This is a genomic window from Wolbachia endosymbiont (group B) of Gerris lacustris (assembly GCF_964028355.1).
GTDB lineage: Bacteria > Pseudomonadota > Alphaproteobacteria > Rickettsiales > Anaplasmataceae > Wolbachia.
Genome location: NZ_OZ034761.1, coordinates 1,134,064 through 1,160,585 on the forward strand (window position 1 = coordinate 1,134,064; position 26,522 = coordinate 1,160,585).

The window sequence follows — 26,522 nt, forward strand, 5'->3', positions numbered from 1 at the left end:
TATCAATTTTATAAAGCTCATTGTTTATTTGTAATACAATTTATTGATGTTCTGGGCTTTGAAAATAATCAACTAAACCAATAGACAAAGACCATTTGTTACCTTTGCTATCAAGTATTGTAATATCTTTTATCTCTAAGCTATCCTCTGTAAGGTCAGAGATTGATTTGCTGTAACATGCATTTATATAACTCCTTTTACCTTCTTGTATGCTTATACTATCAACATCCATTACATTTAATTCAGCAAAATCAACAATATTATAAGGTATACTTTGATAAGGTACTGCTTTGTTTTTTATTTTTAGATTGAGCCTTATTGGTAACGATGAAATTTTGCTATTTAATGTATCTGGTAGTTTGATAATATAATGGTGTTGCCGTTTCTCTCCTTCTATTGTAATATCCTGGTAGTAATTACATAGCATCACGTAGTCATCATAACCATAACCCCGTCCGTTATTAAGGTATTTCTGATAACTATTTGTAACGTCAGAATTATTATAGCTAAAATCAACAATTACCTGATCTGAGTACATACCAGCAATTATCACTTTTTCATTAGGTACTCCCATGTGATTTTTAATGACTTCTACTTGAGATACTGGTATGTCAAAATTACTGTTATTGGCAATATCTTTTGCAACTTGATAAGTATTAGTCAATTCTTGATCTAGAATACTTGCTTGTATAAATGCTTTTAACTTTTTTTCACTATTTTGTATAATTTCTCTACTAATATTCTCACCTGAGTTTCTCAATTTTTGATATCTAATATCCTTCACCGTATCGAGCAAAGACTTATCTTGTATTGTAACAAATTCTGTTATTCCATTGCTACTTACTTGAATTACTAGATTTTTAAAATCATTGATTTTAGTACTTGAGACAATACTTTGCATATCATTAGCAAAAAGATCTAAGCTATAGCTAACTTTTTCTTCACTTATCCCCCACTGTGTGATATTAGCAACTTGAACTCTTATTGTGTCAATATTTTCTTTTATTTTTTCTGTACTGCCTAAATCACTCACTATCCTAGCATTATCACTGTCTTCATTAACAACAAATATTGTTTGCTTTAATCCCCTGTGATGCACGTTTTCTCTGTTGACTACTCTAACTTCATAATCTTTATCTGTGCAATTAGATGAATTCTGCCAGACTTCTGCATTTTTTACATTAATCAATCTTGTTTTACAGTGAGTAGTAATATTTTGCTTGCTGTCAGAATTGGACACATAGTTATATGTGTTAACCAATCTTATGTTATTACTATTACCATAACGTATAGTTCTACCATACAAATTTGCAACGACATTATTAGCCTTAACATTCATTACTAGAGTATTTTCTTTTCCTGGTCCACCTTCAAGAGTACCAGACGTATAGTCATTAATAATAAAAATAGTTTCATTATTTTTCGAGCCAACATAACGTATATTACTACCCTCTGGAATATTCATTACTGCTGGATAATTTGCTGCTGCTGTTAATGTTTTAGGTCCTGAAATATATAATACTGATCCTCTAGGAAATGTTTGCCTTTTTGTATTACCAGGATCTTTCCTTTTTGGATTAGTAAAAATAAAAGGTTCTCCTGAAAAAGAAATAGCCCTTTGACAATCTCTATAGATCTTGCCAGAATTACAAAGTTGATTGCTACCATAAGAGGAGTGTATTTCACTTTTATCAATGCAATCAGGTTGTTGCATTTCTTTCTTTAATGGTACATCTACAATTCTTAAACCAAGATTTTCGTATTCAGATTTAGTTAAATGAGGAATATGTTTTGCATCAGTATTAACAATATAAACTTTTTCCTTTTTATATGATTCTTGCAAACATTTATTTGCTATAAAACTCCCTGCAGAAAAAGCAATTGCCCCAAGAATAGGAAGTGCACATTCAAATCCTTGCATATTCAGAGTATAAGGTATCATAGGTAATGCTTTGGATATGTCAAGTAAAGATAAATCGTTCTTTACATTAGAAGCCTTGCCAATTTGACTAAAAGAGATATTATTGTATTTTTCTTCCAATCTGCAATACTGTATACATTGCCACGCTATATTAGATCCTGAACATATACCTTTGCCATCATACCTAATTATTTCACTATATTTTTCTTTAATAGATGTTACATACTGCACAACTGCAGCAATATCATAATTATCATCTAATAAACGGATAGCTATTTCTTTTACATAATTTAAATAACCCTTTATTCTAATTGTGTCTTCATATTCTTTTTCTACATCTCTTCCTGTAAAAAACTTGATTACCCCTGCAAAAAACACTTCTGCTTGTTCACCACCAGGTAATAGAGGTATTTGTTCTGCTATTGCTTTTGTATACTCTATTCTCTCATGAATTTCTATACCAATTGTTATCAACACATCAGCAACCATAGTAACTATTGCTACCCTTCCTAAAACCTTGCCTGCAATAGATAACCCTCTTAAAATCTTAGTAGTTGCACTTACACTTTTTACTGTAAAGCTAACACCTGCGCTTATAGGCCTTATACTCATGCTTGCTAGTTTTACACCACTGCTAGCTGTCCAATAATAATTTAGTGGGTGATGATTTCCTTGAGCTATTTCATTTACGCTATACCCAAATTGATAAGCAATGGTTGCAAATGTAATACTTTGAACTACAGGATTACTGATAACCTTAACAAAAGCTTGACGTGCAGGCCCTGGTATTTTACCAATCATTTTCCCTACCTTACTATTAGGAGAAATACTTACACTCGTCCTAACATCATCCATAGCATCTAGTATACCATTGATACCAAATACTTGCTTTAAAGCATTATTATCATGTCGTCCAAGTGTTGCTGTATCACCTATACTATCAAGCAAGTCATATATGGCTATCATGGAAAAAAACTTTCCACCTTTTGCTCCTTTTATTTTTGCTGAATCAAATTTATTACGATCAAATGCAATTCCTTTTTCTTGAAGGCTGCTTTCTACATTACTAATATAATCTGTAAAAACTTTTTCACCAAGATCATCAAAATGACTTTTAAACCTGTTGAAAGTATCTTCTCTAACCCCTTTTGCTAACAAGTTCTGTTTAATTTCCTCTACAATATTATTGTAATCTTGATTAGTTTGAACATCACCTATATCTTCAATGTATCTTTTATTCTCTAACAACTGCTTATCATTTGATAGTTGATGTAATTTATCAAAGATTACTTCTTTCCCATCTTGAAATATACTATCCAATTTTATTCTATAATCATCAATTCTTAAGTAATATTCGCTACCTTGCTCTTTAATTTCTTCTATTATAGCATACTCTTTATCGCTGCTTACTTTTAACTTTATCTCAAGATTTTTCTCATCCAGTATATAATTTTCTATACTCTTAATACTTGCAGTATCATCTATTATTAATTCTTTATCATTACCGTCATTGTCTTTGAATTTTACACTCATTTTACCACCATCAATCCTCACTTGAGGAGAATCTATAGTTATAATTTTTGTGTCATAAGCTTCAATACCAAACAACTCTTTAATAAATCTTTCTTTTTCTTCCTTTGTAATCTCTTCTTCATCACGTGAATCTATACAGGCCATACCTGTACTGCGCTGTTTCCTTCCTTTAGAACATTGTTGCTGACTAAAACTAAAGATAGAGCTATGAATTACTTTAACAGAAGCAAACTCATCTTTGCTCATTAAAATAAGAGAATCTGCACTATTTGCACCTTTATCAAACACAACACCCATAAAGGCCACTTCTTTTCCATCTGTAAGTGTTTTGTAAGTTACACCTTTTACATACTCTGTATTTATCTGATCATTTGCCTCCTTTACCAATGCATCAGCTGTCTTACCCTCCCTTGGTCCTTTAAGTTCTAATCCTACTGGATCGTATTCTGTAGCACTGCTAGCTTGATCTGCAAACTTAATACCATGCACGACCATATCAATACGTTTTCCCCTACCAGTTTGAAACTCTGTTAATACTAATGCTCTGTTTTCTTGTGATTCTCCTAACTTTATATCACTATAGTGGCTGAATGCTCCATGAAATACAGCTTGAGTATGCGCTTCTTTTTCTATTAGAAATTTAAAAGGTAGCATTGCCTCACCTAATTTTCCAAATAACTCCTTATACTTGCCTATTGATTGAGATCGATCTTGTGAAGAAGCAAGCTGAGACTCTAGTACTGCATCAAATTTTTCCTTTAACTCGGCAGGATAAGGAATGTTTTTCCATTCTCCATTAAAAGATTCTTTTCCCCCTTTATACTCATTCAAAGAATTATATCTATCAATCTTTTTTATATTAAAAAAATCTGGTTTTCTTTCCTCTTGTAAACTTACACATACTTCTGTTATTTTACCAATTTTTGGTAGAGTAATAGGTATCTTTTTCTCACTAAACTCTCCTTTTCCTCCCTCTTTAATGTGAAAAATAAACACCTCTTTATCCTGTCCTTGATTTCCTTTAGTCAGCATAAATGTTGTCACAGGCCTTTCAGCTGATTGTGCACCCGACCTGGTAGAAGGAGCAAGTGGGTACTCATTATATAAAAATACAGATTTCTCTAAATGAATTCTCTCGAACTCGTTAGCAAGAAGAAGTTGCCCTAATAGAAATCTACTAAAGTAATTACCTCCTTTCTCCGGCGTACCAGGAAATGTATGATAAATACGTTCTAGTGGCTGTTTTATTTTTTCTGTTATATCAGTAATTGTACTTCTTTCACCATTCCAACTTGAAGTTACTTCTAAAAGCTTCTGTATTGTAGGTGGAGCAGGTTCCCTTTCACGAGGTGGAGATATATACATTGAAAACTTTTCGCCTTCAGTTGAATCCAAATTTAACCCTACACATAAGACATTGTCTGAAATGGTTAAAACACGCATTGTATTTGGCTGAAAGCCTTTTGCATAATCCTTTGCTTGCTCTAATGCATTACCTGGCGTTGTACCAGCAGCTGTTCCTGCTTTTAATTCAATAATAATTGGAACAGCATTTAATGATCTATCCCTACCACGAGGTACTAGAACGATATCAGCATAACCTCTCCCTGCAAATTGCTCTAAGTAAACCCTAAGATTATGTCTATAGCGAAAATTTACTAAAGCTCCTGCTACAAATCCATGATGTGCTGCTTCTCGTACCTCTTTACCATAGACAAGTGAATCCTCATATTCAGAGTGGATCTTACTAACTTTCTTAAGAACTTCGTCCAAAGATTTTTTCACCTCTTTTTCATCAGAATTAGTCAACTCTGCTATATCGATTTCTGGATTGTTCCATACCCCTTTTTTTATTTCCTTACATTCATGGATTGCAGAAGTATCCTTGTCCAATTTATTACTTTCCACATTAACAGATATCCCTGCCATTTTCCCTTTGGCATCTTTTTCTTTAGTGATTTCTACCAATCTCACACCTAGCTTACCTTGATCTCTAGCTAGCCTCACAATGTTATTCCTGGCGACTTTAGTATTGCCCAATATCTTATCTAACTCACCATAACTAAACTTTTTCTTTGTGCTGCCAGATTCTGCAATAACAAAGAGCTTTACTTTATCAGCAACATCCTCTGGGCTTTTGATTTCTTCATTTTTTATAACAGCTACTTTTAGAGTCTTTGCACTATCAAAAATAAAATATACTTTCTCAATATTCAGCTTTGTTGCAATTTCTGTGTCTACCAAAGTAGAAAAGCTTCCCAAAAAGAAATGCGGAAAAAAACCTTCCTTACCTACTGAATGTAAATACGAAGGAACCTGATCAATATATGATTGAAACCTTGCCTTAAAAGACTCAAAATCACTCCCTTTTTGAGCTGAAGTACTTGGGCCAGCTTTTACTGATTCTCGAATTAGTAGCTCTATTAATTCAAAATCTTGCACTCCTTGATTATCCACTTCTCCTTGCTTTCTTTTAGGCATATAACACTCCTTCTAGACATATAATATTTTTAATGATCACCTAACCCAACATAAGATTGTTTACTAATCTCTACCTCAGCTAAATCACCACTTGGGCCAGGTATGTTTTTTTGATCGAGTTCTTTATCAGCAAACTTACCATACGCTAAAAACTTATTTAATGAATCATGATCTCCTTGCTCTAATATAGAACGTATGTAATCTGCTTGTTTGCAACTCATGAATTCTTTTATTTGATTAGAGTCCAGCTTATCTAGCACCGCCCATACCGGTTCCATAGTACCCTTCTTCACCCAACGTACTAATAGATTTGTATGAGAAAAAGATGAATCCATTACTTCTTCATTTATTACAAGTGCACGATGGCTATCAAACCCTTCCTTTATCCATATGTGCATGAAAAGCTTTTTAGCTGCATTTACATAATATCCTGAATAGTCTTGTATTCTTATAGAGTACAAACGGGTATGATAACTATTTTCTGAAATATTACCTGGTTCTAAATAATCAAATAACTTCTGAAATTTATCAAAGCTAAGCATATCTATCATTCTATTTAAAGAACCATAATGACCATTTTTCTCCAAATCTCCTTTCAAAAGCTCTGGATATTTATCAGGACTTATCTGACTTAAACAAAATTCAAATACATCAGGATAGCCACTATCACCTGCTGCATGCACTGCAATTCTCATGAAAACTTCATCTTTTTCCTGAGTACTTAATTCACTTTCAGGTAATGACTGAACCTTATCCCAAAAGAATTCTACTGCTTCTACACGCCTTCTATTTGAACTTATTGCTGCACGATGTAAACCAAAGACATAAGGATGCTGACCTTTTAGATCTAACTCGGAAATGTATCCACTAACAAAATGTGACCAAAATTGCATCATTGCATCTGTACACCAACTTCCACTTACTGATTTAACTAATTTTTTTAGTGCATCTGAATCTCCATCTTTTATTTTATCTTCCTGTTTAAAATGTTCAAATAGAGAAATTATATCTTCTTCTAAGCAACACCAACATGCGATTTGGTAGAGATAAAAGTCCTTTAGTGGATTGCTTGTACCCTTCCAATTTTTTGGTTCAATCATCTTTTTAGCAACTACTCTTCTATTGAGTTTAATACCATGTATCGTATCGGTTTTTCCCCAACATTCTTCATTCGATAATACATCTAAAAAGAATGGAAGTTTTGTTTCACCCCAGGTACCAAACAAAGGCAAAAATGCACCGCACCAATTTTTCAATTGAAGTTGTTTAGATTCTTTATAAGGATCATTATCTTTAATAATAGAGAAAGCTGCCTTAGTTAGGTCATCATAGTCCATAATTCTTACCTCCATAAAAAAAGCATACAGAGCTATAATAATTTATAAACTCCATACCAGTTTCAACATCATACTCCACCTTTGTAACCTGTCAATTCTTATTTAGAAAATTTTTCAGACTTATAGTAATTTTGGGCAAAAGGCCCTTAATAGGCTCAATACATGACCTCTTATTTATTTTAAATTTTTTTTGTCGCGAGCTTGCCTTAATTCTTCTGTAAATAAATTAATATTAATTTAGTAAAATATATTGTTAATATCTCAAGCAAAACAGCCATTTCCAACACTCAAAACCAAGGGCGGTGAGAGCTTTTTGTTTTGGGATGGGTTGGTCTACCAAACGATACATACGAACTTTTTTGTATGACAATCTTATTACATGCTAAAACTATCCATATTAGCGCATTTCATCCATATCTACATACGAACTATTTTGCCTAACTTTATTGCAAAGATTTCAAAATTCTATTTTCACAATCCTATTTTTAGGCTGTTTGTTCTCAAAAATATACGACCTTTTTTGAAGGAGTAAACAATTGAATTCTTTATAACACTAACTAGCATGATACTTTTACTAAAGTATTTTTTGAAAAAGTTAGTTGACTCATAAATAATTCTCTACTAATACTGGCATGTGTTTTTTATTCTGCTGAAGTGGCTCCGCAGGTTACTGTATAAGCTTCAGCAGTTTTGCACTCCTTTAAAGCATCATATTCCTATATATTAAATATCGCTGGTGTTCTCAATTTTGTTGATCTATAGTAAAATTGGCTAAAACTTCCAGTAATAAACAACTTTTAACCTAGCAGTACTCACCATAAAAACTTAACAAAAGCTTAACGACGTGAGTAGTAAAAAGATTATGGTTATTGACTTAATGTTACATATCGCATACAATGTATTGTGTATATTAGCTTAGAGGGGTAAGTATGGGTGAATCTACTGGGATGGTAAAATCTATCATCAATCTACTAAAACCCAAACCAGAACCATCTGATTTTGAATATGAATCCATTATAGAACATCTATCATCTAAAGAGCATTTATTAAATGAGCTGATGAATGATATGTGGTACTCAGGAGATTTACCATCAGTTAGAAATCATAATGAACTACCTTCTTTAATAGATAGCAAACTTGGACTAAATGAACAAATTTGTGTTTGGTTTGCTCTGGACCACGATCTTACGCCAAGTCAAAAAAATTTAAACAAGAAGTTACTTAGTGCTCTAAAATGTTTAGCTTCTAACTGTGGTTCATTTGATAATACTGAACCTCTTGAAGAATTTTTACATGATAATAGAAACAATAAAGATTTAAAAGTAATTCTTAACCTCAAAAGAGGAGAATCTCAATCAACAGTATTGCATGCAATTGCAGGAGCAAATATTGGTGGATTTCGTCGCATAGGAAATCAGGCTATAGATTTACTCTTAGAAGCAGGCGCAGATCCTAACATACAAGATAATAAAGGAAAAACACCATTATGCCTTGCTGCTGCCAAAGGTCATTACGATAATACAAACTCTCTCCTCTCAAAAGGAGCTAACCCTAATATAACAAGTAGAAAGGGTAAAACTCCACAACAAATAGCAACTAATAAACTCTGCTACAATATAGAAGAATTATTTTTAACTGATAAACAGAAAAAGATGAATAAGGAATTGTATGACTTACTTGCACTAGATTCAGACTGCACTAAAAATTTAAAGGAGTTTTTAAGTAAGCATAAAAGAGACTCAGACCTAAAAGTGGTGCTAAATATTCGGCACGGAATGGGTGAGTCAAAAGTGTTCTCATATGTTGAACGTTTTGCTTGGGACAATGAAGATCTTGCTCAAGAGTTAAGAAAAATATTTCTAGAAGCAGGAGCATTAGATTATGATAAAAATATTATTTATCGTCAGCAAAAGAAAGGACAGGTCAGCAAATTACTCGTTAATTTAACCTCAAATCAAAAGGAGAAGTTAAATAAGTTTTCTGATAAGGTGTTTCAAGCTCAAAATATGGCTGAACTTGAAGAGATTGTAAACGATGCTATAAAGTCTGGTGTACGATTAAACTATTCTCTTTCACAAGATTTCTTTTCAGGTAATGAGTACACTTTTACCGATTATGTGATGAAAAAAATCAGTGAGTTGGAAAAAAATCCTAAAGTTGCTAGTAATATAATATGTCAATTAGTATCAAAAGGGGCAGTGTTTGGTAATACAGTTGATGCTAACACACTGACATCAGAATTTAAAGAGCATAAAACTAACCTAAAAAAAGCTTATAGAGATTATATTAGCACTTCTCATAAGTTTATTGAAATCGCAAAAAGTGCAACCAATAGCGAGCTAAAAGATGCAAGAGTAGACAACTCCGTTTTTTACTTAGAATATTCTAAAGATAGTAAAATAGACATTATAAAGATAACAGATGGGACAAGGGATTTAGGTCTAACAGATGGGGATGTAAAGTGTGGAAGAAATATAGTAAGGATTGGTAATAGTGAAGTAGAAATTAAAACTGAAGATGGCATAAGGAATTACACAGATCTTACAGAAGGTAGCGATATAGTATTAACTTTTTATACCAGTTTGGGAAATGTAGACGTTAGGCTGTATCCTGACATACAGAATAAAAGCAAAATTATAGTAGAAGTGAGTAATAGAGAAGAAATATTAGAAAAATTCAAAGGTCGCGAAGAAGAGTTAGGCAATGATTGCGAGCTTGGTAACTACTGGGTCTACGATGCTATTGAACAGGGATATTTTGAAAGATCTGGTGGATTAATGCGTCCTGAAGTAATAAGCGAGTCTAACAACAAATGGACAGAACGTGAAGAATTAAGAAGGACTTCTGATCCTAGGAGAGAAGTTTCTAGGTAGATTAATTTGCCATAAAGGTTAAAGATTATTATTTAAATATAAACTACTATAATTTATAGATTTTGGATCATTTTCTACCATTGTTGCGCCCAGTATGCTAAAATCTTCATTATTTATATTGATATTTTCACATAATTGATTCTGTAACATTGACTTACTTTTCTATATCAATTTCAGCATCTTTTTGTGTGGCCCTTTGTAGTAGCTCCTTTTGCAATAACCTTTTTTAATTTTCTGGCACATACTTTTTTCGATGTTTTTTCATATTGTTGTTTTTATAAACGTTACGACGCTGAGCCGTAAAATTTCTCCAATTGCTCACTCCACAGCATCGGTATTTCTCTCAAATCAACTAATTTCAAATCTCTTGGCTGTCTTCCATTTACTATGTCCTCTTTAATCTTTGGTGCTAAATAATTCAACCTCAAAATTTGCTGTATACGTCTTGTACCTATATTAATTTTGGCACTCAGTTCCTTACACTGGGAGTATTAAATAAACTGTGTCAAGCCGCATTTTTAGTTCAACTCAATTTTCAGTCTGTTGGGAAAGAAAATGTCAAGCTGAGACATAGTTAATGCCCAATTAGGCAAAGCTGTAGTCCACTTTTGCTCTACCTTTTTTATAGCACAATATACCTTTTGTACAAGGCATTTGTATTAGTAAATGAGCCCTTAGTTTTAGTAAATTTCCTAATTTGTCTATGCAATCCCTCAATTGGATTGGTGGTGTAAATCAGCTTCCTAACTGGTCCAGAATACTTAAAATAACCAGACAAATTTTCCCAATTGTTTTGCCATGATTTTGTAACCAAGGGATATTTTTCACTCCATTTTTCTTCCAGCTCAAGCAAATAATTCTCAGCAATCTCTTTACTTGAAGCACGATATATTTTTTTCAAATCATTTATGAAAACTTTTACATCTTTGCTAGATACATACTTCAGTGAATTCCTTATCTGATGCACTATGCATAGCTGTACTTCTGCTTTAGGAAATACACTATTTATAGCGGTAGGAAAGCTTTTTAGCCCATCAATACAGGCAATTAGAGGGAACGTTCAAAAAAGTGTGTCAAACCGCATTTTCAATTCAACTCAATTTTTAATCTGCCAGGAAAAAAGATATCAAGTTGAGACATAGTTAAAGCCCAGTTAGGCAAAGCAGTAATCCACTTTTGCTCTACCTTTTTTATAGCACAATATACCTGTTTGTACAAGGCATTTGTACTGGTAAATGAACCTTTAGTTTTAGTAAATTTTCTGATCTGTCTATGCAACCCCTCAATTGGATTGGTGGTGTAAATCATCTTCCTAACTGGCCCAGAATACTTAAAATAACTAGATAAATTTTCCCAATTGTTTTGCCACGATTTTGTAACTAAGGGATATTTTTCACTCCATTTTTCTTCCAGCTCAAGCAAATAATTCTCAGCGATTTCTTTACTTGAAGCACGATATATTTTTTTCAAATCATTCATGAAAACTTTTACATCTTTGCTAGATACATATTTCAGTGAATTCCTTATCTGATGCACTATACATAGCTGTACTTCTGCTTTAGGAAATACACTATTTATAGCTGTAGGAAAGCTTTTTAGTCCATCAATGCAGGCAATTAAAATATCTTCTACTCCTCTTTCTTTGAGGTCATTTAGAACTCCCAACCAGAAGTTAGCTCCCTCACTTTCAGCCAAATAAAAACCTAATACTTCTTTTCTGCCATTTTGATTTATACCCAATATATTATACATGCATTTACTTACGCAATGTCCGTCCTCCTTGACCTTAAAAAACATGCCATCCATGAACACTATTGGATACACTGATTGCAGTGGACGGCTGCGCCATTCATTGATTATTGGTAGCAATTTATCAGTAATACTGGATATCTCTGCTGCTGATATTTTATGGTCATATATTTCCTCAACGTGTGAAGCTATGTCTCTGTATCCCATGCCACTGGCGTATGTACTTAAGACCTTTGCTTCAAGTTCTGGATGTAGGCTCGTTTGCCTTTTTTTGACTATTTGCGGTTCAAAGTTTCCCTCCCTATCTCTTGGTGTTAGCAGCTCAAATGAACCTGCACTCGTGCGTAAAGTTTTTGCATTTCTCCCATTTCTTCGGTTATTTTCTTCACTTTTAGCTGACATGTGGCTTTCTATTTCACCTTCCAGACTTGCCTCTAGCAACCTTTTTATAAACGGTGTTAATGCTCCATCTCTTCCTGTCAATGGTCTTCCTTCTCGTATAGATGACAGGATATTTGTTTCTAATTCTTTATAATCTACCAAACCAGTAGTTCTATTTGCTTGACTCATATCAAACCTCCATTTTTTATATCAATTTATTACTTTTTTTTCGGTTTGACACACTTTTTTGAACGTTCCCTAAAACAGAACATTTTGCGCAATAAAATCTACGATACAATTGTTCTGCTTGAGAGCGCTTTGTGTAAATTTATTACCTCTCTTTCCCCTTCCACGGTTAAACAACTCTGCAATGCTTCTTATTTGGTTCATTAATAATGAGAGTTGGTATAAGCAGTACTGGATCTCCTTCTCCTCCTGAATCTCCTGGATAGGCATCTATTTCATCAAGAAAGAGATATTTTACTGGCATAGATCTCAGTGCTACACTGCTATTTGCTCCGGTTATTACTACTATTCCACCTGGAAATTCCTTACTTTGTACAGTATTGCCTGAGTCTCTTGACCTTGGGTCTTTACTTTACTTTTTAAACATGGTGTACTTTCAATCAGTGGTGCAAATCTTCCTTTTGACCAACGCTTTCCCATTTCAACTGTCGGCTGTACTACTAGCATTGGCCCTGGCGTTTGATCGATGATATAGCCAATCCAATTATTTCCTGCTTCTGTTCCTCCAATCTGTGCTCCTTTCATGAATACTACTTTTTCTGCTGGTGAGGACGGAGATAGTGAATCCATGATTTCTTTTAAATAAGGAGTTCTCTCTGTTCTCCATTTACCTGGCTCTGATGCTGCAGTTGCTGCTAAAACTCGATACTCATTCGCCCACTCTGATACTTTAAGCTGGGGATCTGGTCTTAAACCTTCAGAAAAAGCTCTAGCGTATATCATTGTCTGCATCTACTCATAATTGGTTCTATCTCAATATTGTTAACAGTAGAGTTTATTCCTCCACACTCCTCCAATTCCATAAACATCTTTTTCTGAAATTCGTTTTCTATATATCTTTTACTCATCTCACTTATCATTATTGCTATAACAAGCGCAAATACTCCTGTTACTGTTGCAAAAATGATTGCACTGCTTATTGTTGTTGCTGTTAACCCTATATATACCGATATTGCTACTGCACTTACTGAGGTAAAAATACAGATCACATTATTGTATTTTCTTACTTTTGCATCTCTATATTCTATACATCTATAATAAACTGGTACAGACTTGCCTATCTCATCTGGTAATTTGATACTCTTTTCTTTAAATAAAGTTTTTAGCAATTCTAAATTATTTGACTTGATTGCTGAGTGCAGAACAGGTGTATAGTTTGCTCCTTTTTTCAGTAGTAATTTTACTACATGTAAATGTCCTTTTTCTGCAGCAAGGTAAATCGGTGATAGACCTTTATTGTTTGAAATATCAATATCAATTTCTTCTTTTAAAATAGACTCTACAAGCTCAACTTCTCCCATTTGTGCAGCTAAATGGAGTAGACTATTCTTCTCAGAACCGTATTTATTACTCACCAAAGCCTTCTTTATCTCAGGTTTAGCGTAATCAAATGGTGTTTTGCCGCTATCGTCTTTTACCAATGGATCTATATCTTCTCGCGTTAGTAAGACCTCTATTGTTTTAAGTCTTTCAGCGTAATGTAGTGGTGTTTGATTTTCGTAGTCTTGCAAATTGACTTGAGCATTAGGCTCCCTTATTAAGCATTTGAGGATATCCAAACACAGATCTCTTTCATCGTAATTAGTATTACTTACAGCTATATGAATAGGTAACAATTTCATTGAGTTTTGTCCCATGCGCGTGCTATTTACATCTGCTCCAAGCTTTAGCAGTAACTTTACTATCTCCAATTTTTTGTTATTAACTGCATAGTGCATTGGTGTCTGATTCCGTGCATCAAAGACATCTATTTCAGCTTTTCCTTCTCTTATCAAAATCTTTACAACTTCTGCATGTCCTATTCCTGCTGCTAGATGTAATGGCGTATGATGCAGAGCATTTCGTACATTAACGTCAACACCTTTTCCTATCAAATATCTAACTGCATTAACTTCACCTATCATTGCAGCTAAATGAAGTAAGTTATCTTGTTCTGATCCGTATTTGTTATTAATTAGCGCTTGTAATATTTCTGCTTTTTTCCCTTCTTTGGCGTAATCAAGAGATGTTTTACCATCATTATCTTCCACAAAAGGATTGATATTCTTTTTCGTAAGTAGCAGATCTATCATGCTTAATTCATCAAACTCTATAGCACAATGTAGTGGTGTCTTTCCATTTAATCCTCTAACATTAACATCTAATCCACGTTGATTGATGAGACACTTTATTAACTCTAAACTTAAGTTATCAGCCATTTTATATTCAAAATCTTTCTTATATTTGAAATTTAGTGTTAGATAATTCTTCAAGTGAGTTTGTAATCTCTTCAGTGAGCGTCTTATGAATCTTTTCAGTGTCACTTAGTGATGCAAGCAGTGCTGAAACTCTATTTGGAATATTAAGCAAATTATTACGGACAACTCTTGCTACATTAAATGCATCGCGCTTTACTTCCTCTACTGCTACAAGTTCACCAATCTCAGCTTTTGCCTTTGCCTCAAGCAGTTTACCTCGTTCCATTTCATTTTTTATTCTAGTTTCTAGCAACATCGTAGAAAGGTTACTTGTACTTTCTGGATTTTTCCTCCTCAGTGGCTGACTTGGATCTCTTATTGCTGCCACCGCTTCATTTGCTTGTTCTCTATTTACCAAACCATCCTCCAACTCAACTATTCCTTTCTTTACTAAATAACAGACATATTGCTTTGATACTCCTATCTCTCTTGCCCATTCCGTCTGCGTGATTTTTTCCACTCTTTTCCTCCACTTTTTTTGCTCCTTTTTACGAATTTTCTTCTTGAATTTCTGCAAAAGTTTTACCAGTACTGGCTAAAAGGGCATCTCTTCCGGTATATATTTGCCAACGTTTTATGGTTACATCTACAAATTTTGAATCTAACTCTATTGTCCTGCAAATTCTTCCTGTTCTCTCACATGCAATCAGTGTACTTCCAGAACCGCTAAATGGATCAAGTACTATGTCTCCTGATCTGCTGCTGTTTACTATTGCTCTCTCCATTAGCTCTACTGGCTTCATTGTTGGATGTAATGAGTTATGTGTTGGCTTATCATAAAACCACAGATCACTTTGATTTCTACCCCCATGCCACTCACGTTTATTGCCGCTTTTCCATCCATAGAGCATTGCTTCGTATTGTCTTTGATAATCTGATCTTCCTAGCGTAAAGTGATTCTTTGCCCAAATGATAAATGTTGACCATTTCCCTCCCGCTTCCTCAAATGCTTTTTGCAACGTTGAAAACTCTGATGATGATATGCAGATGTAAATTGCACCTTTCGTATATGCTAAAATATGGGAACAGATGTCGTAGAGAAAAAGTTCGTACTTTTCACCTTGATTATCATTTAATATCTTTTTGTCTTGGCTATTACCATAATCAACGTTATATGGAGGATCACAAACAGTAATGTCTGCCATTTTATCATCTAACAGCGCTTTATATGATTCAACTACAGAGCTATCACCACAATAGATTCTATGATCACCTAAAATCCAAAGATCACCTGGCTTTGTTATTTCTACCTTTTTGTCATCAACAACTAATACCAACTCTCATTATTAATGAACCAAATAAGAAGCATTGCAGAGTTGTTTAACCGTGGAAGGGGAAAGAGAGGTAATAAATTTACACAAAGCGCTCTCAAGCAGAACAATTGTATCGTAGATTTTATTGCGCAAAATGTTCTGTTTTATATATAACCAAAACCTCTCAACAGGATTGAGGTCAGGTGAGTATGGTGGTAGGTATATAATTTCGATATTTTTAGGTATCTTTAAACTTTTTGACTTATGCCAACTAGCGCAATCCATCACGAGAAAAGCCTTTCGTATTCCTAAATATTGCGACATCTGTTCAAGGAATATATTTATACAAGCAGTGTTGACGTTTGGTGCAAATAAGCTAAAATTCTCTCCATTTCTGGGATTAACTGCACTATAGAGATAAAAATTTTCCCTACCTAATTTTACCTTAACCTGTGTCCTACTGCCTTTTTTAAACCACCCATGTCCAACTTTTGAATGTGTACCAAACCGTGATTCATCAAAGAAAAATAGCTCTTTTTCAGAATGCATGACAATAGTTTCATTGAGGTTTTTTTTTAAACTCCTCTTGCTTATTTTTATCCTGTCCACTATGAACTGGTCTTGGTGTGATATATGAGAATTTCATTCTTTGCATATTACGATGTATTGTGGATTTGCTGATATTCAAACCAAATCTTTCTTGGATTCTTATTCTCATTTCTCTAATAGTAATATTGGGGTTTTCCTCTATCCACACCTCAATTTGTTCAAGTTGACTTTGGTTCAATATAGTTTTTCTACGGCGTTGAGGTGGAGAAAATAATTTTTCTTCTCTTCCAAATTTTATGTGCTTTATCCATGTAGTAATTGCCTTTCTCGAAATGCAACATATTTTTGCTACAGCTGTTATACTGTGCTTTTTTGCTGCAATTACAGCATTTAGTTTTTTTGCAACATACGCATTATTTCTTACTTTCTTCAGCATCTCTTTTGCTGATTCCACCACTTTTTCATCCAATAATTTTGATCTTAATGCCATCTAAACCTCGCTATTTTACTTACTCCAGTATGGCTTTTTTTCCATTATTGTCTATTCGTTGCTTGTATAGCGGGAATTGGTATAACTTGATCACTATAGGTATTTTTTGACATCGGAACCTCCTCTACAGTCAAAACTGAAATTGTATTAAAATAAAAAAACTACAAATTTAATGTGAGTAAAAGAAACCACATTTCAAGAAACTTCATGGTAACTTATACCAACTCTCATTATTAATGAACCAAATAAGAAGCATTGCAGAGTTGTTTAACCGTGGAAGGGGAAAGAGAGGTAATAAATTTACACAAAGCGCTCTCAAGCAGAACAATTGTATCGTAGATTTTATTGCGCAAAATGTTCTGTTTTATATATAACCAAAACCTCTCAACAGGATTGAGGTCAGGTGAGTATGGTGGTAGGTATATAATTTCGATATTTTTAGGTATCTTTAAACTTTTTGACTTATGCCAACTAGCGCAATCCATCACGAGAAAAGCCTTTCGTATTCCTAAATATTGCGACATCTGTTCAAGGAATATATTTATACAAGCAGTGTTGACGTTTGGTGCAAATAAGCTAAAATTCTCTCCATTTCTGGGATTAACTGCACTATAGAGATAAAAATTTTCCCTACCTAATTTTACCTTAACCTGTGTCCTACTGCCTTTTTTAAACCACCCATGTCCAACTTTTGAATGTGTACCAAACCGTGATTCATCGAAGAAAAATAGCTCTTTTTCAGAATGCATGACAATAGTTTCATTGAGGTTTTTTTTTAAACTCCTCTTGCTTATTTTTATCCTGTCCACTATGAACTGGTCTTGGTGTGATATATGAGAATTTCATTCTTTGCATATTACGATGTATTGTGGATTTGCTGATATTCAAACCAAATCTTTCTTGGATTCTTATTCTCATTTCTCTAATAGTAATATTGGGGTTTTCCTCTATCCACACCTCAATTTGTTCAAGTTGACTTTGGTTCAATATAGTTTTTCTACGGCGTTGAGGTGGAGAAAATAATTTTTCTTCTCTTCCAAATTTTATGTGCTTTATCCATGTAGTAATTGCCTTTCTCGAAATGCAACATATTTTTGCTACAGCTGTTATACTGTGCTTTTTTGCTGCAATTACAGCATTTAGTTTTTTTGCAACATACGCATTATTTCTTACTTTCTTCAGCATCTCTTTTGCTGATTCCACCACTTTTTCATCCAATAATTTTGATCTTAATGCCATCTAAACCTCGCTGTTTTACTTACTCCAGTATGGCTTTTTTTCCATTATCGTCTATTCGTTGCTTGTATAGCGGGAATTGGTATAAGTCAGAAAGATCTTCTTCTTCACCATCTAAATCGTCAAGAAAGTTTTGAACTTTTTCTAGCTCAAATCCAGTCATTTTAAGATCAAACTGCAAATCTTCTAATTCTTGAATTTCCACCTTCAAAAGATCATCGTCCCATTTTGCCCAGTTAGCTGATTGATTTGCCAGTAACCGAAAAGCTTTAGTTTGTGGTTCATTTAAATTATCACTTAAAACAACAGGAATGCTCTCCATACCAAGTTTTCTTGCTGCTTTAAGTCTTAAATGACCATCAACCACAGTGCCATCGCTTTTTGCAACTATTGGTATACGAAAGCCAAATTCCCTGATTGAAGCACACATTCTATTTACTACGTCATCATTTTTACGTGGATTACGCTCATATTCGACCAGATTTTGAGTAGGATAATAGTGGATTGCTAAATTCATATCTTAATAATTAAAAAGTTAATATTCAAAATATCTCTGACGCTAAAGAAGGCCTGGGGTCTGACCCACTAAACCAGCCAGTATGGCCGAAAGGACCCACTTTTATGGTATTTTTAATATGTTAAAATCTTTACTAACATAGAACATTAATGCCAAAGCATCAGCCTCATTATCATCTCTAGGTGCAAAACCTTTTTCACGTATCGCTTCAATAACTTCACTCTTACTTGCATTGCCTTTGCCTGCTATAAAGCGTTTGATAGTTTTAACATTAACACCTTGGTAGGGAATATTGTTCTCTTCACACCAAGCAGACAGAACTGCGAGAAAACCGCCATAGCAATGCGCTGCATCAGTTCCTAGATGTCTTCTCACTTCCTCAAAATACACTGCAGAAATGTCTTTCAAAGAATTGAGCCAATTACGAAAATTCAAGAAGCACATGCCACCTCCGCTAAAACGGCTACCATGAAAACTTTTGCTTCCACTTTCAATTACTCCATTGGTTAGAATTGCCCAGCCTGTCTGTTTACCGAGGTCCAGTGTTAGGATTGACATTATTTAAAACTATAAGTAGCACTGATTCCAAAATATCGTTTAGTTCCTCGAACGTACTATCAAAAAGCGGTTTATAGTTTTTTTGTTGGCCAACAACGGAAATTCGAGAATCATGTGCTACTCCTAAGAACCTGTACATGATCTCAAGAAAGGAATAAACTAAGAGATAATGTATATAAGTTAGGATATATGAGGAGTGTATACCCAAGTGATATAAGTCGGGAAAGATTTGAGATTATATTACCAGATCTAGAATCCTGTAGAAAAAAAACAAAACCAAGAAAACTGGATTTATATGAGTTATTTTGCGGTGTACTTTATGTGCTAAAAAGTGGCTGTCAGTGGCGAATGCTACCAAAAGAGTTTCCAAAATGGCGCAATTGTTACGATTACTTCAAGAGATGGAGTAAAAAACCGAATGAAGATAGAGAAAGTGTTCTAGAAATTGTCTTAAAAAAAATTAGTTGGAGAGGTTCGTTTCAACAGTGGTCGGAATACAAAAACAAGCTTCTGCATCATTGATGCTCAAAGTGTAAAAAACACCGATATTGCTGAAGAAAAAGGTTATGATGCCGGCAAGAAAATTTCAGGAATAAAGCGTCATATTGCAGTAGATACGCAAGGTTTGCCACATGCAATTTATATTACTACAGCTAATATCGGAGATCGTACTGCTGCTGTAGAGATGATTTGTAACGCAAGAAAAAATCTTTCCGAAGTTCAAAATATACTAGTTGATGCAGGTTATACAGGAGAAAATTTTGCAACTCAAATAAAAACGACTATTGGTGCAACCGTTGAAGTAATAAAACGAAGTGAATTACATACCTTTGTTGTATTGCCAAAAAGGTGGGTTGTAGAGCGTTCTTTTGCTTGGCTGGAAAAGTGTAGACGGTTATGGAAAAATTGCGAGCGTAAACTCAATACTAGACTACAAATGGTCGTTCTAGCTTTTACTGCCTTGCTCCTCAAAAGATTATGAACAGGCTCTGAGGTTTCTAAATACCGCTCTATTTTTATTGATAGCATAACTGTTGCATCACGTTTATGTTTTTCATGGGCCAGAATGCAACCTGAAGCTTTTTCAGATAGATCAGGAAGAGAAGATAAAAGAGCTGCCTATGGATTACTTGCTCAAGAGATGATGGCTTGGCTCAATCAATTTCAACATATCAGAGACAAAGACATCATCATAGTTGGCACCTTAGGTCAATATCTTGATGACTGCAATCGTTCAACCTGGCTACCTCAATGTGAAGGGGCTAAAACTGCCAGTGAGATTCCCGGCATTGTTGATGAAGTGATTAGTATGGTTGGAATTAAGAAAGATGATGGAACAGAGAAACGTTCATTTGTCTGTCAGACTATTAACTCTTGGGGATATCCAGCTAAAGATCGAAGTGGCTGCCTAAATATGGTTGAAGAACCGCATTTAGGTAAATTACTTGCAAAAATTAAAGCCAAAACCTTGGCTTCTGTTGCCTCAATTTAATTTTAAAAGGAGTAATATGGAACAAAGCTTTTTCAACATCGGTCAAAAAGTCCCTTTTTATAGCGTAAAGGAATATTTAAGTGATCAAACGCCAATACCAGAGGATATAATCTCACCAAGAATTTTAACGAAAAGAGGTCTATTGGTACTGGGTGGCCCACCTAAAATCGGCAAAAGTGACTTTTTGATCTCTTGGCTTGTCCATATGGCTGCTGGTAGATCATTTCTCGGTATGACACCAAATAGACCTTTGAAAATTTTCTACATGCAAACTGAAATTGAATATGAATATATGAAAGAACGTTTGCAACAACTTCGACTGGATAACGAACTTTTGGACATAGCTGCCAATAACTTAATTATCACACCAAGAGTGCAATTATCATTCAATAGTGAAGAAATAGATGAAATTAAAAATACTGTCAAAGAACGTTTTAAGCCTGATATTATTGCGATTGATCCTCTTCGTAACATTTTTAACTCAAGTGAATATGGTAATGAAAATGACAACAGCGCTATGCTATTCTTTTTGCAAAAAACGCTTGAAAAACTGAGGAACATTATTAATCCAGATGCAGGTATAATCCTCACCCACCACACAAAAAAACTGTCCAAAAAGATGCTGGAAGAAGATCCATTCCAAGGCCTAAGCGGTGCTGGATCTTTACGTGGATTTTATAGCACAGGCATGGTGATGTTTGCTCATGATGAAGAAAGCACTACCCGTCAAATAGTGTTTGAGCTGCGAAATGGTGAACGTGTGGCAAGCAAGCTTGTCGATAAGATAAATGGTCATTGGAAACTTGTAGACCAATGGAGTTGATTCTTTTTTTTACTTAATTTATAGGGAACAATATGCTAACAGATTTTTTAACTGATTTTAATAACGCGAAACTGCAGAGCAGTTTAATACCGAAAAGTACAACAGTCAAGGTAAAAATGGCAATAAAGCCTGGAGGTTATGAAAATTGGTTCACGAAAAGCTACACTACTGGCAGCATCTATTTAAACGCTGAATTTACTGTCACTGAAGGTCCATATGCAAAACGCAAGATTTTTCAGATTATAGGTGTCAAAAGTGGCAAAGCAAGCGTTGAAGGAGAAGATGTTTGGGCAGAATCTGGCCGTTCTATGCTTAGAAGTATTTTAGAGTCAGCACGGAACATTCATTCAAATGACACTTCAGAAAAAGCAGTTATCGCTAGAAAAGTCAACTCTATAGCTGATTTTAATGGGTTAGAGTTTACTGCAAAAGTTGGTATTGAAGCTGATCGATATGGAGAAAAAAACAAGATTGCTACGGTTATTACTCCAGAAAATACTGAGCTTGATTGGATACCTTTCTAATACCAACTCTCATTATTAATGAACCAAATAAGAAGCATTGCAGAGTTGTTTAACCGTGGAAGGGGAAAGAGAGGTAATAAATTTACACAAAGCGCTCTCAAGCAGAACAATTGTATCGTAGATTTTATTGCGCAAAATGTTCTGTTTTATATATAACCAAAACCTCTCAACAGGATTGAGGTCAGGTGAGTATGGTGGTAGGTATATAATTTCGATATTTTTAGGTATCTTTAAACTTTTTGACTTATGCCAACTAGCGCAATCCATCACGAGAAAAGCCTTTCGTATTCCTAAATATTGCGACATCTGTTCAAGGAATATATTTATACAAGCAGTGTTGACGTTTGGTGCAAATAAGCTAAAATTCTCTCCATTTCTGGGATTAACTGCACTATAGAGATAAAAATTTTCCCTACCTAATTTTACCTTAACCTGTGTCCTACTGCCTTTTTTAAACCACCCATGTCCAACTTTTGAATGTGTACCAAACCGTGATTCATCGAAGAAAAATAGCTCTTTTTCAGAATGCATGACAATAGTTTCATTGAGGTTTTTTTTTAAACTCCTCTTGCTTATTTTTATCCTGTCCACTATGAACTGGTCTTGGTGTGATATATGAGAATTTCATTCTTTGCATATTACGATGTATTGTGGATTTGCTGATATTCAAACCAAATCTTTCTTGGATTCTTATTCTCATTTCTCTAATAGTAATATTGGGGTTTTCCTCTATCCACACCTCAATTTGTTCAAGTTGACTTTGGTTCAATATAGTTTTTCTACGGCGTTGAGGTGGAGAAAATAATTTTTCTTCTCTTCCAAATTTTATGTGCTTTATCCATGTAGTAATTGCCTTTCTCGAAATGCAACATATTTTTGCTACAGCTGTTATACTGTGCTTTTTTGCTGCAATTACAGCATTTAGTTTTTTTGCAACATACGCATTATTTCTTACTTTCTTCAGCATCTCTTTTGCTGATTCCACCACTTTTTCATCCAATAATTTTGATCTTAATGCCATCTAAACCTCGCTATTTTACTTACTCCAGTATGGCTTTTTTTCCATTATTGTCTATTCGTTGCTTGTATAGCGGGAATTGGTATAAGCGAATAAAAGAATCATTTTTTTATCATAAATTATTGGAGGGCACCTTTTATGAATAAATCTCTAGAAGAAATAAAAGCGTTAGTAATTGATAGAATTGAAGAATACCTACTCCATTTACTACCTGGTGGCGAGTTTTACAAAAGTAATACCAATTCCCGCTATACAAGCAACGAATAGACAATAATGGAAAAAAAGCCATACTGGAGTAAGTAAAATAGCGAGGTTTAGATGGCATTAAGATCAAAATTATTGGATGAAAAAGTGGTGGAATCAGCAAAAGAGATGCTGAAGAAAGTAAGAAATAATGCGTATGTTGCAAAAAAACTAAATGCTGTAATTGCAGCAAAAAAGCACAGTATAACAGCTGTAGCAAAAATATGTTGCATTTCGAGAAAGGCAATTACTACATGGATAAAGCACATAAAATTTGGAAGAGAAGAAAAATTATTTTCTCCACCTCAACGCCGTAGAAAAACTATATTGAACCAAAGTCAACTTGAACAAATTGAGGTGTGGATAGAGGAAAACCCCAATATTACTATTAGAACCTGTACATGATCTCAAGAAAGGAATAAACTAAGAGATAATGTATATAAGTTAGGATATATGAGGAGTGTATACCCAAGTGATATAAGTCGGGAAAGATTTGAGATTATATTACCAGATCTAGAATCCTGTAGAAAAAAAACAAAACCAAGAAAACTGGATTTATATGAGTTATTTTGCGGTGTACTTTATGTGCTAAAAAGTGGCTGTCAGTGGCGAATGCTACCAAAAGAGTTTCCAAAATGGCGCAATTGTTACGATTACTTCAAGAGATGGAGTAAAAAACCGAATGAAGATAGAGAAAGTGTTCTAGAAATTGTCTTAAAAAAAATTAGTTGGAGAGGTTCGTTTCAACAGTGGTCGGAATACAAAAACAAGCTTCTGCATCATTGATGCTCAAAGTGTAAAAAACACCGATATTGCTGAAGAAAAAGGTTATGATGCCGGCAAGAAAATTTCAGGAATAAAGCGTCATATTGCAGTAGATACGCAAGGTTTGCCACATGCAATTTATATTACTACAGCTAATATCGGAGATCGTACTGCTGCTGTAGAGATGATTTGTAACGCAAGAAAAAATCTTTCCGAAGTTCAAAATATACTAGTTGATGCAGGTTATACAGGAGAAAATTTTGCAACTCAAATAAAAACGACTATTGGTGCAACCGTTGAAGTAATAAAACGAAGTGAATTACATACCTTTGTTGTATTGCCAAAAAGGTGGGTTGTAGAGCGTTCTTTTGCTTGGCTGGAAAAGTGTAGACGGTTATGGAAAAATTGCGAGCGTAAACTCAATACTAGACTACAAATGGTCGTTCTAGCTTTTACTGCCTTGCTCCTCAAAAGATTATGAACAGGCTCTAAGAAGTATATGGATTAAGGTTGTCTACGTTATAGTAGCTCTTTCAACTACCTCTTAACAGATATATACTAGAAATGAGGTTGGAAATTTGATTTGCACTAAATTTTTTTTGTTTGAGTTAAGTTATTTCTTCTCAATTACGCAACTTAGCAAACACTTTGTTTCTCTTGCTATCAGCTAATTTAAAGGTTTTCTGGGAACACTCAATAAAAAAAGATGAGAGATACAAGGAACTTATGAAAGCTGTTGCAAAGTGAGTTTTCTCCTTCATACAAATTTTTTCTTTACAATGAATAAAAACGATGTTAAACTTACCCGTAAGTTTACTTATATCAATCTAATCATTAATAGTACTTTTTATTTGCTTTTCAAAGGGTGTTAAAGGAAGTGTATGAACAGGAATCATAATGAAATTTTATTCTATGAAACAGATGATGGAAAGGTATGTATTGAAGTTAGATTTGAAAATGAAAATCTATGGCTTACTCAGAAACATATGGCTGAGTTATTTGGCTGTTCAACTGATAATATTTCATTGCACCTAAAGAACATTTATCTATGTAAAGAACTAGATAAAAACTCAACTACCGAGGAATCCTCGATAGTTCAAAAAGAGGGAGAAAGAGAAGTAAAACGTGATGTGGTTTTCTACAATTTAGAGGCTGTGATATCAGTTGGTTATCGTGTCAATTCAGAGCGTGGTGCTGCTTTTCGCACATGGGCAACTGATAAGCTAAAGAAGTATATTTTCAAAGGTTTCGTGATTGATAGCAATAGATTTAAAAATGGCTCTAGATTTGACACTCGGTTTTTTGATGAGTTGCTTGAAGAAATTAGAGAAATTCGTGCAAGTGAGCGTATGGCTTATCAGAAAATCACAGACATTTATGCAACTTCAGTAGACTATGCAAGCTGTTCAACTGAAACAAAAAATTTCTTTGCTATAGTGCAGAATAAATTGCATTTTGCTATTACTGGAAATACAGCAGCAGAAATTATTGCTAACAGAGTGGATAGAAGTAAACCTAATATGGGATTAACAAATTGGCGTAAGGGGCCTAAGGGAAAAATCTTTCTTTCTGACACGCAAGTAGCAAAAAACTATTTAGATAAAAATGAAATTGCTCAGCTAAACAGAATAGTAAATATGTATATAGATTACGCAGAGTTTCAAGCTGCCAGGGGTAAAGTAATGTATATGAAGGATTGGAAAGAGAAACTCGATGCATTTTTAAGATTTAATGAGCAAGATATATTACAGAATTATGGCAAAACCTCTCATGAAGTAGCAATTGCCCTAGCTACAAAAGAATATGAGGTGTTTAGAAAAACACAGGATAAGTCATACAAGTCAGACTTTGATAAATTGGTAGAAGAAAAGAAAAGTCTTGATCAAAAAAGTGTAAAAACTTAGAGCTAAATTTCATAAAAGTAAAAAACAATTTAGAAATGCCTCTTAATTGAGTTTTAAGCTATCTTGCATAGGTCTTGGTGGGTTGTAGAATCGCTTTGAAACTTAATTGTAGTGGCTTTTACCTTTTTGCAGAAGTTAAGTTTTTTGAGTAGTAAGATGAAAGTAGTATATGTTAATTCATACTACTTATTATTATATAATAATAGAAAACTTTAGAGACTGAAAACTGGTCAAAACCCCTCAATATTCCTAAGTTTTTTGCCACCTAAACCAGATTACAGCTCAGAAATCTGTCAACCCTTAAACTATTGAAAATACATCATTTTTTTGCTAGCAGAAAGTACCAGATCTCATAAACTGCACCAGATTCTGCCAAGACTGAAAAGTTCTGG

General features: G+C 34.2%; 19 protein-coding genes and 7 pseudogenes. 11 read left to right on the top strand and 15 right to left on the bottom strand.

Translation table 11 applies throughout. The features are described from left to right. Positions 1-40: 40 nt before the first annotated feature. Together ABWU62_RS05790 and ABWU62_RS05795 are read right to left on the bottom strand one after the other, a co-directional pair. Positions 41-5,935 (bottom strand): hypothetical protein, encoded by a 5,895-nt coding sequence (locus tag ABWU62_RS05790; protein ID WP_353287805.1) that lies wholly within the window; start codon positions 5,933-5,935, stop codon positions 41-43. Between the two features lie 29 nt (positions 5,936-5,964). Then, positions 5,965-7,272, bottom strand: a complete 1,308-nt coding sequence (locus ABWU62_RS05795) for a hypothetical protein (protein ID WP_353287806.1) — start codon at positions 7,270-7,272, stop codon at positions 5,965-5,967. Positions 7,273-8,201: 929 nt separating this feature from the next. On the opposite strand from ABWU62_RS05795, the gene ABWU62_RS05800 reads away from it, so the two are divergent. Further along, on the top strand, positions 8,202-10,145 hold the full coding sequence (locus tag ABWU62_RS05800) for an ankyrin repeat domain-containing protein (RefSeq protein WP_353273360.1): 1,944 nt from the start codon (positions 8,202-8,204) through the stop codon (positions 10,143-10,145). 284 nt (positions 10,146-10,429) lie between these two features. Here ABWU62_RS05800 and ABWU62_RS05805 read toward each other — a convergent pair. The 3 genes and pseudogenes from ABWU62_RS05805 to ABWU62_RS05815 form a co-directional block, all read right to left on the bottom strand. Then, positions 10,430-10,636 (bottom strand): annotated as a pseudogene (locus ABWU62_RS05805) (recombinase family protein); the annotation flags it as partial. A 27-nt stretch (positions 10,637-10,663) separates the two neighbouring features. Then, positions 10,664-11,196, bottom strand: a pseudogene (locus ABWU62_RS05810) (transposase); the annotation flags it as partial. A gap of 35 nt (positions 11,197-11,231) precedes the next feature. Continuing rightward, positions 11,232-12,464, bottom strand: coding sequence for an IS256 family transposase (locus ABWU62_RS05815; RefSeq protein WP_353287800.1), 1,233 nt, complete (start codon positions 12,462-12,464; stop codon positions 11,232-11,234). A gap of 45 nt (positions 12,465-12,509) precedes the next feature. Between ABWU62_RS05815 and ABWU62_RS05820 the strand changes: the two genes are divergently transcribed. Further along, a complete protein-coding gene (locus tag ABWU62_RS05820) occupies positions 12,510-12,668 on the top strand; it encodes a hypothetical protein (protein ID WP_353287807.1) in 159 nt (52 codons plus the stop codon). On the opposite strand, the pseudogene ABWU62_RS05825 reads toward ABWU62_RS05820, so the two are convergent. From ABWU62_RS05825 to ABWU62_RS05850, 6 genes and pseudogenes are all read right to left on the bottom strand, one after another. Then, a pseudogene (locus tag ABWU62_RS05825) lies at positions 12,631-13,253 on the bottom strand (phage terminase large subunit family protein). The gene ABWU62_RS05820 and the pseudogene ABWU62_RS05825 overlap by 38 nt on opposite strands. Then, a complete protein-coding gene (locus tag ABWU62_RS05830) occupies positions 13,241-14,719 on the bottom strand; it encodes an ankyrin repeat domain-containing protein (RefSeq protein WP_353287808.1) in 1,479 nt (492 codons plus the stop codon). The pseudogene ABWU62_RS05825 and the gene ABWU62_RS05830 overlap by 13 nt, the downstream one beginning before the upstream one ends. A gap of 19 nt (positions 14,720-14,738) precedes the next feature. After that, on the bottom strand, positions 14,739-15,218 hold the full coding sequence (locus ABWU62_RS05835; protein ID WP_353287809.1) for a hypothetical protein: 480 nt from the start codon (positions 15,216-15,218) through the stop codon (positions 14,739-14,741). A gap of 28 nt (positions 15,219-15,246) precedes the next feature. Continuing rightward, positions 15,247-16,029: pseudogene (locus ABWU62_RS05840) on the bottom strand (DNA-methyltransferase); the annotation flags it as partial. A 15-nt stretch (positions 16,030-16,044) separates the two neighbouring features. Further along, positions 16,045-17,050, bottom strand: a protein-coding gene (locus tag ABWU62_RS05845) for an IS630 family transposase (protein ID WP_353287090.1) whose coding sequence is annotated in 2 segments (ribosomal slippage) — positions 16,045-16,587 and positions 16,589-17,050 — 1,005 coding nt in all. Because the reading frame shifts where the segments join, the coding sequence is not laid out codon by codon here. 233 nt (positions 17,051-17,283) lie between these two features. Then, positions 17,284-18,289, bottom strand: a protein-coding gene (locus ABWU62_RS05850) for an IS630 family transposase (protein WP_353287090.1) whose coding sequence is annotated in 2 segments (ribosomal slippage) — positions 17,284-17,826 and positions 17,828-18,289 — 1,005 coding nt in all. Because the reading frame shifts where the segments join, the coding sequence is not laid out codon by codon here. On the opposite strand from ABWU62_RS05850, the gene ABWU62_RS05855 reads away from it, so the two are divergent. Continuing rightward, complete coding sequence (locus tag ABWU62_RS05855; protein ID WP_353287810.1) at positions 18,283-18,423, top strand: hypothetical protein; 141 nt, start codon at positions 18,283-18,285, stop codon at positions 18,421-18,423. The two genes, ABWU62_RS05850 and ABWU62_RS05855, sit on opposite strands and share 7 nt — an antisense overlap. Here ABWU62_RS05855 and ABWU62_RS05860 read toward each other — a convergent pair. Both ABWU62_RS05860 and ABWU62_RS05865 read right to left on the bottom strand, forming a co-directional pair. Then, positions 18,372-18,803, bottom strand: a pseudogene (locus tag ABWU62_RS05860) (ParB N-terminal domain-containing protein); the annotation flags it as partial. The gene ABWU62_RS05855 and the pseudogene ABWU62_RS05860 overlap by 52 nt on opposite strands. 102 nt (positions 18,804-18,905) lie before the next feature. Next, the gene (locus ABWU62_RS05865) at positions 18,906-19,361 is read right to left on the bottom strand and encodes a crossover junction endodeoxyribonuclease RuvC (protein WP_353287811.1); all 456 of its coding nucleotides are present in this window, start codon (positions 19,359-19,361) and stop codon (positions 18,906-18,908) included. A gap of 189 nt (positions 19,362-19,550) precedes the next feature. Between ABWU62_RS05865 and ABWU62_RS05870 the strand changes: the two genes are divergently transcribed. The 4 genes and pseudogenes from ABWU62_RS05870 (at position 19,551) to ABWU62_RS05885 (ending at position 22,200) form a co-directional block, all read left to right on the top strand. Next, positions 19,551-20,343, top strand: a protein-coding gene (locus ABWU62_RS05870; protein ID WP_353287093.1) for an IS5 family transposase whose coding sequence is annotated in 2 segments (ribosomal slippage) — positions 19,551-19,814 and positions 19,816-20,343 — 792 coding nt in all. Because the reading frame shifts where the segments join, the coding sequence is not laid out codon by codon here. Between the two features lie 6 nt (positions 20,344-20,349). Continuing rightward, positions 20,350-20,853: pseudogene (locus ABWU62_RS05875) on the top strand (AAA family ATPase); the annotation flags it as partial. A gap of 16 nt (positions 20,854-20,869) precedes the next feature. After that, complete coding sequence (locus ABWU62_RS05880; RefSeq protein ID WP_353287812.1) at positions 20,870-21,676, top strand: AAA family ATPase; 807 nt, start codon at positions 20,870-20,872, stop codon at positions 21,674-21,676. Between the two features lie 32 nt (positions 21,677-21,708). Next, positions 21,709-22,200 (top strand): hypothetical protein, encoded by a 492-nt coding sequence (locus ABWU62_RS05885; RefSeq protein WP_353287813.1) that lies wholly within the window; start codon positions 21,709-21,711, stop codon positions 22,198-22,200. A 15-nt stretch (positions 22,201-22,215) separates the two neighbouring features. Here the strand turns inward: ABWU62_RS05885 and ABWU62_RS05890 are convergent. Beyond that, positions 22,216-23,221, bottom strand: a protein-coding gene (locus tag ABWU62_RS05890) for an IS630 family transposase (RefSeq protein ID WP_353287090.1) whose coding sequence is annotated in 2 segments (ribosomal slippage) — positions 22,216-22,758 and positions 22,760-23,221 — 1,005 coding nt in all. Because the reading frame shifts where the segments join, the coding sequence is not laid out codon by codon here. Between ABWU62_RS05890 and ABWU62_RS05895 the strand changes: the two genes are divergently transcribed. Beyond that, on the top strand, positions 23,215-23,364 hold the full coding sequence (locus ABWU62_RS05895; RefSeq protein WP_353287814.1) for a hypothetical protein: 150 nt from the start codon (positions 23,215-23,217) through the stop codon (positions 23,362-23,364). The two genes, ABWU62_RS05890 and ABWU62_RS05895, sit on opposite strands and share 7 nt — an antisense overlap. On the opposite strand, the gene ABWU62_RS05900 is transcribed toward ABWU62_RS05895, so the two are convergent. After that, entirely contained in the window at positions 23,355-23,543 is a 189-nt protein-coding gene (locus ABWU62_RS05900; RefSeq protein ID WP_353287815.1) for a hypothetical protein, read from the bottom strand. The genes ABWU62_RS05895 and ABWU62_RS05900 overlap by 10 nt on opposite strands. Between ABWU62_RS05900 and ABWU62_RS05905 the strand changes: the two are divergent. The 3 genes and pseudogenes from ABWU62_RS05905 to ABWU62_RS05915 all read left to right on the top strand — a co-directional run. Further along, positions 23,537-23,854 (top strand): annotated as a pseudogene (locus tag ABWU62_RS05905) (IS630 family transposase); the annotation flags it as partial. The gene ABWU62_RS05900 and the pseudogene ABWU62_RS05905 overlap by 7 nt on opposite strands. 60 nt (positions 23,855-23,914) lie before the next feature. After that, positions 23,915-24,707, top strand: a protein-coding gene (locus tag ABWU62_RS05910; RefSeq protein WP_353287093.1) for an IS5 family transposase whose coding sequence is annotated in 2 segments (ribosomal slippage) — positions 23,915-24,178 and positions 24,180-24,707 — 792 coding nt in all. Because the reading frame shifts where the segments join, the coding sequence is not laid out codon by codon here. Between the two features lie 400 nt (positions 24,708-25,107). Next, the gene (locus ABWU62_RS05915) at positions 25,108-26,130 is read left to right on the top strand and encodes a virulence RhuM family protein (protein WP_172758862.1); all 1,023 of its coding nucleotides are present in this window, start codon (positions 25,108-25,110) and stop codon (positions 26,128-26,130) included. Positions 26,131-26,522 lie beyond the last annotated feature (392 nt).

Excerpts from the sequence above, each read along its gene's own strand:
- ABWU62_RS05865 (WP_353287811.1), bottom strand. The coding sequence starts at position 19,361 with ATGTCAATCCTAACACTGGACCTCGGTAAACAGACAGGCTGGGCAATT.
- ABWU62_RS05885 (WP_353287813.1), top strand. The coding sequence starts at position 21,709 with ATGCTAACAGATTTTTTAACTGATTTTAATAACGCGAAACTGCAGAGC.
- ABWU62_RS05900 (WP_353287815.1), bottom strand. The coding sequence starts at position 23,543 with ATGCCATCTAAACCTCGCTATTTTACTTACTCCAGTATGGCTTTTTTT.
- ABWU62_RS05880 (WP_353287812.1), top strand. The coding sequence starts at position 20,870 with ATGGAACAAAGCTTTTTCAACATCGGTCAAAAAGTCCCTTTTTATAGC.
- ABWU62_RS05795 (WP_353287806.1), bottom strand. The coding sequence starts at position 7,272 with ATGGACTATGATGACCTAACTAAGGCAGCTTTCTCTATTATTAAAGAT.
- ABWU62_RS05790 (WP_353287805.1), bottom strand. The coding sequence starts at position 5,935 with ATGCCTAAAAGAAAGCAAGGAGAAGTGGATAATCAAGGAGTGCAAGAT.
- ABWU62_RS05800 (WP_353273360.1), top strand. The coding sequence starts at position 8,202 with ATGGGTGAATCTACTGGGATGGTAAAATCTATCATCAATCTACTAAAA.
- ABWU62_RS05855 (WP_353287810.1), top strand. The coding sequence starts at position 18,283 with ATGCCATCTAAACCTCGCTGTTTTACTTACTCCAGTATGGCTTTTTTT.
- ABWU62_RS05815 (WP_353287800.1), bottom strand. The coding sequence starts at position 12,464 with ATGAGTCAAGCAAATAGAACTACTGGTTTGGTAGATTATAAAGAATTA.
- ABWU62_RS05830 (WP_353287808.1), bottom strand. The coding sequence starts at position 14,719 with ATGGCTGATAACTTAAGTTTAGAGTTAATAAAGTGTCTCATCAATCAA.
- ABWU62_RS05895 (WP_353287814.1), top strand. The coding sequence starts at position 23,215 with ATGCCATCTAAACCTCGCTATTTTACTTACTCCAGTATGGCTTTTTTT.
- ABWU62_RS05915 (WP_172758862.1), top strand. The coding sequence starts at position 25,108 with ATGAACAGGAATCATAATGAAATTTTATTCTATGAAACAGATGATGGA.